This is a genomic window from Phyllobacterium sp. 01N428 (genome assembly GCF_056399405.1).
Window position 1 is genome coordinate 427,491 of record NZ_JBFTRH010000001.1, and the last position, 12,759, is coordinate 440,249.

The 12,759-nt window shown below is 62.5% G+C and carries 9 protein-coding genes; all 9 read right to left on the reverse strand.

The annotated features are described in order from the left end of the window. Positions 1–160 precede the first annotated feature (160 nt). From AC1DNI_RS02050 to AC1DNI_RS02090, 9 genes are read right to left on the reverse strand one after another with little or no spacing between them, the layout of a single operon-like run. Positions 161–1,693, reverse strand: coding sequence for a trimethylamine methyltransferase family protein (locus tag AC1DNI_RS02050; protein WP_477690634.1), 1,533 nt, complete (start codon positions 1,691–1,693; stop codon positions 161–163). A gap of 44 nt (positions 1,694–1,737) precedes the next feature. Next, a complete protein-coding gene (locus AC1DNI_RS02055; RefSeq protein ID WP_477690635.1) occupies positions 1,738–3,297 on the reverse strand; it encodes an ABC transporter substrate-binding protein in 1,560 nt (519 codons plus the stop codon). Between the two features lie 31 nt (positions 3,298–3,328). Then, positions 3,329–4,354 (reverse strand): ABC transporter ATP-binding protein, encoded by a 1,026-nt coding sequence (locus AC1DNI_RS02060; protein ID WP_477690636.1) that lies wholly within the window; start codon positions 4,352–4,354, stop codon positions 3,329–3,331. Then, positions 4,351–5,349 carry an ABC transporter ATP-binding protein gene (locus AC1DNI_RS02065; protein ID WP_477690637.1) on the reverse strand — a complete coding sequence of 333 codons (999 nt, stop codon included), beginning with the start codon at positions 5,347–5,349 and terminating at the stop codon, positions 4,351–4,353. The genes AC1DNI_RS02060 and AC1DNI_RS02065 overlap by 4 nt, the downstream gene beginning before the upstream one ends. Then, positions 5,346–6,257, reverse strand: coding sequence for an ABC transporter permease (locus tag AC1DNI_RS02070; protein WP_477690638.1), 912 nt, complete (start codon positions 6,255–6,257; stop codon positions 5,346–5,348). Before AC1DNI_RS02070 ends, AC1DNI_RS02065 begins: the two co-directional genes overlap by 4 nt. 1 nt (position 6,258) lies before the next feature. Then, a complete protein-coding gene (locus AC1DNI_RS02075) occupies positions 6,259–7,221 on the reverse strand; it encodes an ABC transporter permease (protein WP_477690639.1) in 963 nt (320 codons plus the stop codon). Positions 7,222–7,258: 37 nt separating this feature from the next. After that, positions 7,259–9,277 (reverse strand): CocE/NonD family hydrolase, encoded by a 2,019-nt coding sequence (locus AC1DNI_RS02080; RefSeq protein WP_477690640.1) that lies wholly within the window; start codon positions 9,275–9,277, stop codon positions 7,259–7,261. After that, positions 9,274–10,560, reverse strand: a complete 1,287-nt coding sequence (locus tag AC1DNI_RS02085; RefSeq protein WP_091920436.1) for an MFS transporter — start codon at positions 10,558–10,560, stop codon at positions 9,274–9,276. Before AC1DNI_RS02085 ends, AC1DNI_RS02080 begins: the two co-directional genes overlap by 4 nt. A gap of 6 nt (positions 10,561–10,566) precedes the next feature. Further along, a complete protein-coding gene (locus AC1DNI_RS02090) occupies positions 10,567–12,666 on the reverse strand; it encodes an oxidoreductase (RefSeq protein ID WP_477690641.1) in 2,100 nt (699 codons plus the stop codon). Between the last annotated feature and the right edge of the window lie 93 nt (positions 12,667–12,759).

Genomic DNA, 12,759 nt, shown 5'->3' on the forward strand with positions numbered 1-12,759 from the left:
TTTATGAGAGGTCGCTTCGATCACGCCCGCGGAAAGGTTTGCGGCTGGTGTGATGACAGCCGGCATCGATCCCACAAGACTGTCAGGACTATATACAGGAAATCAAAAGCCGAACAGGCCACATCGATGCGACCTGTTCGCTGCTATCGGCTCGCGACGGTCAAAACTTGCCGGCGTGGATTTCCTCCTTGCGCCTTGCCACATAGGCGTCCAGCGCTTCATCGACACCGGGGTCGAGCGGCGGCTGCTCATAGGTGCGCAAAAGGTCTTTCCAGATCGCATTGGCGCGGTCCGTGCCGCTGCGCCCCCCGCTTTCCGACCAGTTTTCGAAATTACGCCAGTCCGAGAGCATCGGCTCGTAGAACGCGTTCTCGAAGCGCGCGAGCGTATGGCCCGTGCCGAAGAAGTGACCACCGGGTCCGACCTCGCTGATGGCATCGACCGCAAGACTGTCCTCATCGACGAGAATAGGATCGAGGAAGCTGCGCATCATCTGCAGCATTTCAGCATCGAGAATGAGCTTCTCGAACGAAGCCGTCAGCCCGCCTTCGAGCCATCCGGCGGCGTGTTCGATCAGGCTTACTCCGCCCATGATCGTACTCCATAGCGACATGCCACTCTCATAGGCGGCCTGCACGTCGACCAGATTTGAGGCTGTCACATTCGATGAGCGGAAGGGCACGTCATAGCGCCGCGCCAGTTGGCCAGACGCAATCTGCGCCTTGGCATATTCCGGCGTACCGAACGCCGGTGAACCGGTACGCATGTCGACATTGGAGGTGAAACCGCCGTAAAGCACCGGCGCGCCTGGTGCGACGACCTGCGACAGCGTCATCAGGGCAAGCGCTTCGGCATTTTGCTGGGTCAGGGCGCCGGCGATCGTCACTGGACTCATGGCACCCGAAAGGGTGAAAGGCGTGAGCGCCACCGGCTGGCCGGCGCGGGCCATGGCGCAGAGACCCTCGCCCATTGGAATATCGAGCCGCAGTGGCGAGTTGGAGTTGACGACGGTGAGCGCCGCCGGATTTGCCCGCAGTTCCTCGCGCGTCTGGCCGAGCGTGATGCAGAGCATTTCGATCGCATCCTCGACGCGGTAGCCGCCAAGCGCCCAGCACTGCCAGTTCTTGTCGGTGAGCCGGATCGCGGCAAGGTAGAAATCGAGGTGGCGCGAATCAGGCGGCAGATCGGTCGGCTCGCACGGACACCCGCCCTCCTGATGAATCACATTCAGTTGCTGGACGACCCGGATATAATCGCACATATCCGCATAATTGCCGGCGCGCCGGCCCCGGTCGGTATCGTGGACGAAGGCCGGACCGCCGGTCGCGGCAAAGATCAGGCTGCCATCGCCGACGGTCAGATTGCGTGCCGGATTGCGCGCCTGCAGCGTAAAGCTGGAAGGTACGGTCCGTATTTTTTCCTCGACCATCGCCGGATCGAACCGCACCCGCAGATTGGACATGTCGATGTCCGCTCCCGCAGCTTTGAGAAGCGTGCGGCTTTCGTCGTGCAGGATCTCGATACCGGTCTCCGACAGAAGCCGCAATGAAGCGCGGTGGATCGCTTCGATCTCGTCCGTGCTCATGATCGCAATCGGCGGGTAGCGGTTGGTAACACCGCCAAACGGCATCTGCCGCACCGACCCCGCGCTCGCAAGGCGGCGCTCGCGCCTGTTCAACATGCTCCGGGCCATGATGGCCTCCTTTTCATGCCGGGTTGCCCCGAACCCTGGGGGGATCAGCTCTTGCCGAACCGCGTTACGTCGAGATAGCCGTCAGCCATGATGCAGGGCTTCAACCCCTTGCGCACGACCGCAGCAAAAGTCTCGTGCGTGAGGAAGATGAAGCCGCCGGATTGCTCCATGATGTCCTGCATCTTCTTGTAGATGACCGAGCGCTTGTCCTTGTCGGTTTCCTTCATGCCGTCGAGGTAAAGCTGTTCGAACTCCGGGCTGTCGAACTGCGACCAGTTGTAGACGCCGATCTGCGACGGGCGGAACCAGGTAAGGTTCTCGGATGGATCGACGCCGCCGGCAAAACTCATCAGCACCATCTCGAGCGTCTTGTAGGTATCGCCCGAACTCTTGTCGCCGAGTGTCCAGTAGACGCCATCATCATAGGTCTTGATGTCGACGGTTACGCCCACGGCACCGAACACCGCCTGGATAATCTGGCACGTCAGCTGGCTGGTCTTGTGGTTTTGCGCAGCAAGCTCGATCTTCAGATCGGAAACACCGGCTTCTTCGAGCAGGGCCTGCGCCTTGGCGGCGTCGGCGGGGAAGAGAATCGCCTCCCGATGACCTATCATCGAAGGCGGCACGACACCCGTCGCCGGGGCCGCCAGCCCGGAATAGGAACCGTCCATGATCTGGTTGACGTCGAGGGCATATTGCAGGGCGCGCCGAACCTTTTCGTCGGCAAACTTCGGGTTGCCGAGATTGATCGCGAGCCAGACGAAGCGATTGCCGTTCATCTCGATGAGTTCCGTATCGGCGGGAAGTTTTTCGCGATAGTTCGCGAGCGTATTGAGGCTGATCTTCGTGTATTGCAGCGACTTCGATTCATAGGCGAGGGCGGCAGAGTCGTCGTCCGTCACGATCTCGAAGCGCACCTTCGGGAATGTCGGAGCAGGCCCTTTCCACTTCGGGTTGGGCGCGAGGGTGATGTTCTGCTTAGGTACCCATTTCTCGATGATGTAGGGACCGGCGGTGGCAGGAGCTTCGGTGGTAAACTTACCGCCGGCAGCCTCGACAGCCTTCTTGCAGACGATATGGCCCATGTAATAGGGCAATGTCGTAACGAAGAACGGCGCTGACGGCGCTTTCAGGTGGATGATGCCGGACCGCTCGCCTGTCACCTCCACCTTGTCCAGTGCATCGAAGGCGTAGGCCCAGGCGGATTTGTTTTCGGGATTGGCGACACGTTCGAACGAGAACTTGACATCTTCCGCCGTCACAGGACCGAAATCGCCGGTCCATTCCAGCCAGTCGTTGAGCTTGAACTCGATTTCGGTCGGGGACTTCTGGTTGAGTTCGCTTGCGCCATAAAGCGTCCAGTTCGCCGCGCCTGAGCGCACATCATCGAGGCGATTGAGCGAGACGAAGAGGCAACGGCCGATCTCCTCCTCGAGCAGCCCGTTCTGGAAAGCCGGGTCAAGAACTTCGATGTCCGACGCGCCGCGTACGACGAGCGTGTCACCCTCCACGGCATAGGAAAGACCCGGCCGCATGGCGAGGGCGGACATGCCCGCCGCGGCGCCGAGAAGGAAGTGTCTGCGATTGAGCGAAACTGCATGCATTGTTCTGATCCCTCTTTTGTTATGCTTGATTTTATCTGTTTGCGGTCTTCGGCAGGCGCTGTGGCGGACCGACGACGGTCAGCCGCGGCGTCAGCGGATAGTGACAAGCCACTTCGTGCTCTGCCGAAATCGTCGTCTGGAGTGGCCGTTCATGGCGGCAGCGATCCTGTGCGAAGGCACAGCGGGTGTGAAATTCGCAGCCGCTTGGACGTGCCGCGAGACCAGGCACCTCGCCGATCACCGGGGGCGCTTCGCGCCGCTTCGCCGGGTTGGGTATAGGCTCGGAGTCGAGCAACGCGCGCGTATAGGGATGGCGCGGCGCGCGAAAGATCTCGCGGGCCGGCCCGCTTTCGAGCACGCGGCCGAGATAGAGAATGACGATGCGGTCCGAGACATGGCGGGCGATGGACAGGTTGTGCGTGATGATAAGGAACGACGTGCGAAATTCTTCGCGAATGTCGAGGAAGAGGTTGAGGACGCCGCCCTGAACCGAAACGTCGAGCCCGGCCGTGGGCTCGTCGGCAACGATAAGCCGCGGCACGACCGAAAGGGCCCGCGCCACCGCCGCCCGCCTTGCCTGACCGCCGCTCAGTGCATGCGGAAATTTCGATAGAAGCGGGCTCGCAAGCCCGGCCTTGCGCGCAAGCTCCTCAATCTCCGATCGCGCAACACTGCCGCTGCGGGCGATGCGGCGTGGTTCGGCGAGGATCGACCCGATGCGCTGGCGCGGATCGAACGAGGTCACCGGGTCCTGGAACAAGAGTGAAGCCTCGCGCCGGATACGCTTGAAACTTGCAGGCGAGAAATCCGGCAGAGGCGTGCCGTCGAAGACAATCTGTCCCGCCGAGGGACGCACGAGGCCGAGCAGAGCCCGGCCGAAAGTCGTCTTGCCCGAGCCGCTCTCGCCGACCATGCAAACGATCTCACCGGGTTTTACCGCGACGGAGACATCGACCAGAATGTCGAGATCCGGCTTTCTCGAGGGGAACCAGCGCGATGATCGCGGCACCGCGACCGAAAGATTGTTTGCCTCGATCAGTGCCGTCTCCCGAATCATGGCGTGCTCCGGTGGCAACGTGAGAAGTGGGAGACGTTGCCCGCGCCGACAGCGACCCATGGAGGCGTCGCGTTGCAGCAGCATTCGAGCACCTGCGGGCAGCGCCCCGCAAAACCACACCCGATCCGAACGGGGCGGGGCACTTCGCCACCGATTACCGGAAGCCGCGTCGCACCTGTTTCGATGAGCGCCGGCTCGCAGGCAAACAGCGCCTTCGTGTACGGATGGCGCGGATCGGCGAAAATGACATCGACCGGACCCTCTTCGACGATGCGTCCGGCATACATTACCGCGACGCGGTCGCAGATTTCGGCAATGACGCCGAGATGATGCGAAATCATCAGGATGGAAACGCCGGCGCTGCGGCGAATCTCGCGCATGAGATGCAGGATTTGCGCTTCCATGGTCACGTCGAGGGCGGTGGTCGGCTCATCGGCAACAAGCAGCGAAGGGCGCATGAGTAACGCCGCGGCAATCGCAACGCGCTGGAGCATGCCGCCGGAGAGCTGGAACGGGTAGGCTTCGAGCCGCGCGGCCGGGTCAGGAAGGCCGACGTCCTGCAAGGCCTTCAGGATCTTCTGGCGTTTTTCCTGATTTGAAAGGCCGCGCTCGCGCCAGAGCAGATCCATGAGCTGGCGACCGAGTTTATGCATGGGGCTGAAGGTCGTCATCGGATTCTGGAATATCATCGCCGCCGCCGGGCCGCGCAACTGGCGCATGGCTTGTTCCGGCGCGCCGAGCATGTCGATGCCGTTCAATGAAAGTGTCTTGCCGGAGATCTGGGCGGAGTCTGGCAGGAGGCCAAGGACCGAATGTGCCAGCGTCGACTTGCCAGAACCGCTTTCGCCGATGATGCCGACGATTTCACCGGGCATGACCTTGAGATCGACGCCGACGACGGCAGGTACGATGCCGCTATAGCTGATTGAGACATCGGCAAGCTCGAGCACGGGTGCCGGGTTGACGGGCGTTGCGGTTGCAGGGCCAGGTGTCATGGCTTGCGCTCCCGGGCAAGCTTCGGATCGAGAGCATCGCGCAGCGCCTCGCCAAAGAAGGTGAAGCCGATCGTCGCGAGGATAAGCGGTGCGCCGCCGGCAATGACCGGGAGCGCGGTCGAGCGTATGACCGAGAACCCGTCGCTCAGGATGTTGCCCCAGCTTGGCACCTGCGGTTTGACGCCAAGACCGAGGAACGAGAGCCCGGCCTCCAGCGTGATGACAGTGGAAATATCGAGGCAAGCGAGGATGAGCAGCGGGCCGATGACATTCGGCAGGAGATGGTTGAACAGGATGCGCGGCGTCGAGGCATTCATGGCCTGCTCCGCCTTGATGAAATCGCGCGACTTGAGGCTCAGCGTCTGCGTGCGCACGAGGCGCGCATAGCTCGGAACGGAATAGAGCACGATTACGAGGATGACGGTCGGGATGCCGGGGCCGAGAAGAACGACGATGGCGAGCCCGAGCATGATCATCGGCAGCGAACTCAGACTGTCGAAGACGAGGATCAGCGCGGCGTCAAGCCAGCGCGGTCCATAGCCGGCGATGAGCCCGAGCGGCAACGCGGCGACAAGGGCGATGGTAAGCGCCGATATCGCAACCATCATAGCCGTTTGCGTGCCGACGATGACCCGTGAGAAGAGGTCGCGTCCCAATTGATCGGTGCCGAGAAGGTGGGTGAAGGACGGACCGGCGAGGCGTTCCTTGACGCTGATTGCAGTCGGATTGTATGGCGCGATCCATTGGGCGAAGACCGCGACGACAAGGATCAGGACAACGAGGGTGATGCCGATGCCGCCAAGCGGCGTGTGAAAAATGTCCGAGACAACGCGGCCCGATCGGCGCAGCCAGCCGGGCTCTCTGGTTTGCGATTGGAGCGGGTTCGTATCTATGCCGATGACCGCCATGTCAGAGCGCGCTCCTGACGCGAGGGTCGATCCAGGCGGTAACGACGTCGGCGATGATCATGCAGGTGACGTAAAGGCCGGAGGTCACCAGTACGGTGCCCATGACCAGCGGATAATTGCGCGACATTACCGCGTCATAGGTCATCTTGCCGAGCCCGGGCCTCGAAAAGACGATTTCGGCAAATACGGAGCCTGTCAGCAGGCCGCCAAATCCGATCGCGATCACCGAAAGCACGGCAATCAGCGCTTGCCGCAAGGCGTAGCGGAAAATGATGCGGCGTTCGGAAACGCCGAAGGAACGCAGCGTGCGGGTATAGTTTTCGCCCATGGCTTCGATCATCGCAGCGCGCACCAGCCGCGCCACGTAGCCAACCCAGCCGAGGCCTATGGCGAAGGAGGGCAGGACGAGCGCCTTCAACTGGCTGACGATATCGCCGGGCGCGCCGGCGCCGATCGCCGGGAGCCAGTTGAGGCTGACCGCGAAGATCAGCAGCGAATAGAGCGCGACGACGAAGGAGGGAACGGCGACGAAACCGACCGAAAGGATGCCGATCAGCCAGTCCGGCCACTTGCCGTGATGGACGACGGCAAAGCAGCCGAGCAATATGCCGAGCGTTACCGCCCACAGGAAGCTTGCCACGGCAAGCGTCGCCGTATAGGGCAGGACCTCGAAGATCATGGTCAGCACCGGCCGCTTGCTCCAGACGTCTTCGCCGAGATTGCCTTCCGCGAGCCGGCCGAGGAAGAGTGCGAGCTGTTTCAGGATGGGCTGGTCGAGTCCCATCATCTCGCGAAAAGCCTCGCGCATTTCCGGTGTCGAGCGGGGCCCGAGCGCGACCACGGTTGGATCGCCGGGAATAAGGTGCATCATCGAAAACAGAAGTATTGCCACGATCAGCAGGATGATGGCGGCAAGGCCAATGCGACGCATGATGAAGCTCGTCACCGGCGGACCCTCCGCCAAGGGGCGGATCCGCAATGGGCCCCTGCACGATCGGGGGCTACAGGTGATCGCGGTCGATCCATTCGTCCCCCTCCCGTTCAAAAATCAATTCGTTGCGCTCATAGGCTTCGAGCCGCCACTGCAGGCGGAAACGTTCGGCATCCGCCGTAAGCGTCACCGAGGAGCGTGTTTCCGTGTCGGCTTCGCTGCTTTTGAAACCAAGCACCCAGCCGGTATCGAGCCGTGCCGAGAGTGGGTCGCCGTCCACGATTTCCATCCTGTCAACAACACAGGCCGATGTGACAATGGCGCGGTCGGTCAATTGCTGGCTACCGAAGTCGCTTGTCAGCGTGATCGTTTCCCTGCATGCGCCGACATCGATGGCAATGTCGCGGCGATGCGCTTCGCTGCTGAGTTCGATCATCTGCACCGGCGTCGCAATCTCTGCCGGCGCAAAGGTCGGATGCACATCGTTTGCCGGCGCATGACGCAAAGGCAGGCAGAGCGTCGAGATGCCGGTGTCGATGGCAAATGTCGGCATCGTCGGTGATGGCCACAGGATCGGCCAGTGCTGGTTGGATAGAATGAGACGAATGCGGCTGCCCGCGGCAAAGCGACGGCCGACATGATTGAGCTCGAGCCTCACCGTTAGCGGCTCGCCCGGAACAACCGCTTGCGGATGCTCATGTCCGTTGCGGTGCGCGAGGTTCAGAACGCCCCAGGTGACGAGGGTCGATGCTCCGTCGGGAGCGACATCGCAAAGCCGTGCCACGACAAAGCCCTGCGGAGCGTCGGAAGTCAGGACCAGCGAAATGCTTGGCGCGCCGAGGAGATCGATATCCTGCGTCAAGGGCGCGGTCTCGAACTGCAGTCCAATCCCGTCCTCGCGCCGCTGGTCGACGGCAAGATCCGGCACGATGCCGCCGTAGCCGCCATAGCGCCCGCAATCCCGACCGGCGGTCACCGGCGAGCGCAGGACCATGCTCGTCCCGACCTCGGCAACCTCCTCGAGGGCGCCGCGATTGAGATAGAGGCGGCTTTCCTTGATGTTCGGCGAGGGCCACGACGCCTCCGCAACGAAATGTCCGGGGTGTTCTTCGTAAAACGGCGCAGGCGCGTGCGGGTCGTTGATCCAGGCCGTGTATTTCGGCTCGTCCATGATGCCGGTGTCGATGCCTTCGAGCCAATGGCGCCACCAGCGTATGGCTTCCTGCAGATAGTTGATGGCAGGGCCGGGTTCGCCAAGGAACGGATAGGCGTGCGTCCACGGACCCACCAGTCCCTTGCACGGCGCGGTGAGACCTTCAAGCAGCCGTGGCACCGCGTTCGAATAGGTGTCGTCCCAGCCGCTGATCGCATAGACCGGGATGTCGATTGCGGAAAAATCCTCGCAGACCGAGCCGCGCTTCCAATAGGCGTCGCGGCGCTGGTGCCGCATCCACTCGGACGACCAGCATGTGGTCGCGTCGAGCCGTTCCCGCCACATGTCGCGCCAGCGATCACCGACGATCTGCGGGTCCGGCGGCAATGCGCCCAGCCCGAGGATGAACGAGGACCACATGGCGTCCTCGGTCAAAAGACAGCCGCCGAAATAGTGCACGTCGTCGGCAAAGCGATCGTCGGAACAACAGAGCGCGATGATCGCTTTCAGCGCAGGCGGGCGGCGTGCAGCCACCTGTAGCGCATTGAACCCGCCCCACGAAATGCCGGTCATGCCTACCGCGCCCGTTGACCAGGATTGATGTGCCAGCCAATCGATGATCGCACAGGCGTCGTCAAACTCCTGTTCGGTATATTCGTCGGCAAGCAGCCCTTCCGAATCGCCGGAGCCGCGAATATCGACCCTGCAGCAGGCAAAGCCGTGGCCGGCAAGATAGGGATGCATCTTGAGGTCGCGAAACACCGTGCCGTCGCGACGACGGTAAGGAATGAGTTCGAGGATTGCCGGAACCTTCTTCGTCTCGGCATCCTCGGGCAGCCAGATCGTCGCTGCGAGCCGCGTTCCGTCCGGCATCGGTATGAAGACAGGGTCGATGCAGCGCACCTTGTGCGGGAATGTCTCGATGACGCGCGTCATGGCTTTGATGTCTCGCTGGATTCTGGGGCATCCGTTTCGGCAGGGGAACCGATCTCCTTGCGCGGCACCCACTCGTAGACCGCCGGTGATGTCTGGGGATAGGTGACGAACTCATCGCGCGTGCCGACGATTGGCTGGCGGAACTGCCGCCAGAGGGCGAAGGATGCGAAAGTGAGCGAGAGTCCAATCCCGTACCAGAAGAAGGAATGCGCGCCGAGATGTTCGACGCCGGTCGCGGCGATGGCCGGCCCGATGGTGCCGCCAAAGGCCCAGATCAGCAGAAGGTTTGATGAGAGCGTGACGAATTGCGACGACGAGGCGCGGTCATTGGCGTGCGCCACGCCGAGAGGGTAAAATATTTCCGAAATGCCGCCGAAAACCGAGAACAGGATGAGGAAGGCCCAAAGCGGCGTGTTGCTGTCGACGAGCAGGAACATGCCGCAGACGCCGGCGAGGATGAGCGCAAGCCACAACATCATGCCGCGCCGGTCGAGCCGGTCGGAAAGGTAGCCGAGCGGGAACTGGAGAAAGAGAGCGCCAAGGGCGACGGCCGCCATCAGGATGACGATCCTGTCTTGGCTGAAGCCGAGTTCCAGCCCGTAGAGCGGGCCGATGCTCGAGAAGGTCGATGATACGAGACCGGTCAGCAGGCAGGCGAGGGCGCCGAGCGGCGAGGTGCGAAAGGCGCCGAGGAGATCGATGCCCAACGGCGCATGGAGTTGCGGCTCCCCGACCCATATCGCCGTTACCGGGACCAGCGCCAGGGCATAGAATGCCGCGGTAATCATCAACATGGCATTGCCGGCAGGCGCGATATCCCGGGCAAGCAACTGCCCGAGACCGTAGAAGAGACCGAGCACCAGAACATAGAGGGTCAGCGCACGGCCGCGGCCCTCATTGGGCACCATCGCATTGAGCCAGCTTTCGATCACGACCGACTGGCCGGCATTGGCGAAGCCGACGACCGCCTGTATTGCCATCATCACGGCGAGTTCCGGCCCAGCTCCAAGCGCAAGCACAAGTACGGAGGATGAAGCGGAGAGCGCCGCATAGGCGCGGACCTCGCCGACCGAGCGAATGAGCCGCACCGAGCCGATGCAGCCGATGAGGAAGCCTGCACCCTCGGCCATGACCACGAGACCGACGGCGTCGGCGCCGTAGCCGTTCTCGATCAGGCGCAACGGCAGCAACGTGTGGAATAACCCCGACCCCGCGGCATGCAGCGCCCCGCCGGCAAGCGGCGAAGCGATCGACCAGGGGGAAAGGGCGGGACGCTCGCTCATGGCCGCCTATTCCGCCGCTGCGCGAGATTTGAATTCGGGCTCGGCATCGACGATCGGCGTATCGCGCCGATATGGCGCGTATTGCCTGCCACCAAGCTCCTGGGCGCAAGTATGGCCGCTATGGACCGCATGGGCGATAGCGCCGGGCGCAAGGCCGTCGCCGATGCGGCGAATGCTTTTGATACCTGCCGCCGAAACGTCTTCGCTACGCGCGGTCAGGGCCTCGAAGAGTTCGTTGCGCGGCATGCGCAGGCCGACGACAAGGACCGACCGGCATTTGATGCGGAACGTTTCGCCGGTGAAGAGGTGGGTAAGCGTTGCCATCGCACCGTCGAAGGCGGTGAGCATGTGCAGCGTCGTCACCCGGACATTGCGCCGCGCCAGCGCCCGATGCACCAATGGCAATTCGTTGGTCATTATCGTCCACGCCGATGCCTGCCCGGCGGGCGTCACATAGGTGACCTCATTGCCCTGCTGCGCAAGATATTCGGTGAGAACGCCGCCCATGTAGTAGTTGTCGAAATCAAAGACCAGCGTCGGCCCTTCCGGCAGGCGCCCCGCCGCGATGTCGTCGGGCGTATAGACGCGCGGATGATCGAGCTCACCAACCGGTATTTCCATGGACGAGTAGAGCATGCGGGTCCAGCGGGCGCCGGTCGCGAGGACGAGGTGATCGGGCGCGAGATCGATGATTTCGTCGACGCCAATATCGCTCTCGAGGTACATCGACACATTGGTCATCTCGTTGAGACGGCCGAGCCGGTATTCTGCGACGCGGTTCCAGGTGGAGAGCCCCGGAAGCCGTGTCTCAAATGTGAGCCGGCCGCCGAAGCTCGTGCCCTTGTCGGCGAGCGTCACCTCGTGGCCGCGACGGCCGAGGGTGAGCGCACATTCGAGGCCGGCAGGCCCGCCGCCGACGATCAGTACCTTTTCCGGCTTCTTGGCTGCGTCCACCCGTTCAGGATGCCAGCCGCGCCGCCACTCCTCGCCCGCCGTCGGGTTCTGGGTACAGCGCACCGGTACACCGTCATGCCAGCTGGAAATGCAGATATTGCAGCCGATGCATTCGCGGATCTCGTCGTGGCGGCCTTCCTGGATCTTCACCGGCAGGAAGGGATCGGCGATCGATGGACGCGCCCCGCCGATGAGATCGAGGACGCCGCGCCGGATTTGCGAGACCATCGTATCGGGCGACGTAAAGCGCCCGACCCCGACGACGGGCTTCTTGGTCAGCGACTTGACGAAATCGATCACCGGTTCGTGGCTGCCTTCGCCGGTGAAACGCGATGCGGAGCAGTCAGTCGGGCTCGAATCCATCTTGACGTCGAAGAGATCGGCGTAGTCGGCGAGGAGTTCGATCACCTCGTGCGCCTCGGAGGGCTGGTGCGTGCCCGGGCGGCCCCGCAGCTCTTCAAGGCTGATGCGCAGAGCAACGCCGCAATCCTTGCCAACGGAATCGCGCGTCACGTCGAGAAGCTCGCGGACGAAGCGCACGCGGTTTTCCAGCGAACCGCCATATTCGTCGGTGCGATGATTATATTCGGGCAGCAGGAATTCATAACCGAGATAGCCCATGCCGGCATAGACATAGACGATGTCGAAGCCCGCGGTGCGCGACTTCCGCGCGCCTTCGGCCTGCCAACGCAGGACATCGCGAATGTCCGACTTATCCATCGTCTTCGGCCGCGCATTGCCCATAAACCCCACATGCGTCGCCATCCACGGAATGCCGGAGGGCGATAGGGGCGGAATGCGGCTGGTGCGGTTCATCACCGAGGCACCGCCATGCCAGAGTTCGACACCGGCGAGAGAGCCGTGGCGGTGGACAGCCTCCGTCATCATCGCATGGGCGCGGATATCATTCGTGTCCCACATGGTAGCGAAGGGAAGCGGAGAATCGTCGGAACTCGGATCGGTGGAGCATGCGCCGGTGCAGATGACACCCCAGCCGCCCTCGGCCTTGGTTTCGCGAAATGCAGCGCGAACGCGGGGCAGCGCATTGGTCATGCCACTGGCATGCGGCACCTGGTAGAAACGGTTGGGCGCGGTGACCGGCCCGATCTTCACCGGCTCAAATAGGACGTCGTATCGGGGATCCCGCTTCATGCCAAACCTCGTTCCCATTGTCCGCATCTGGGGCGGATCGTTGGAAAAAGGATATGCAGGAATTGCCGGTTCCGCAAGAGAAATTATATGATC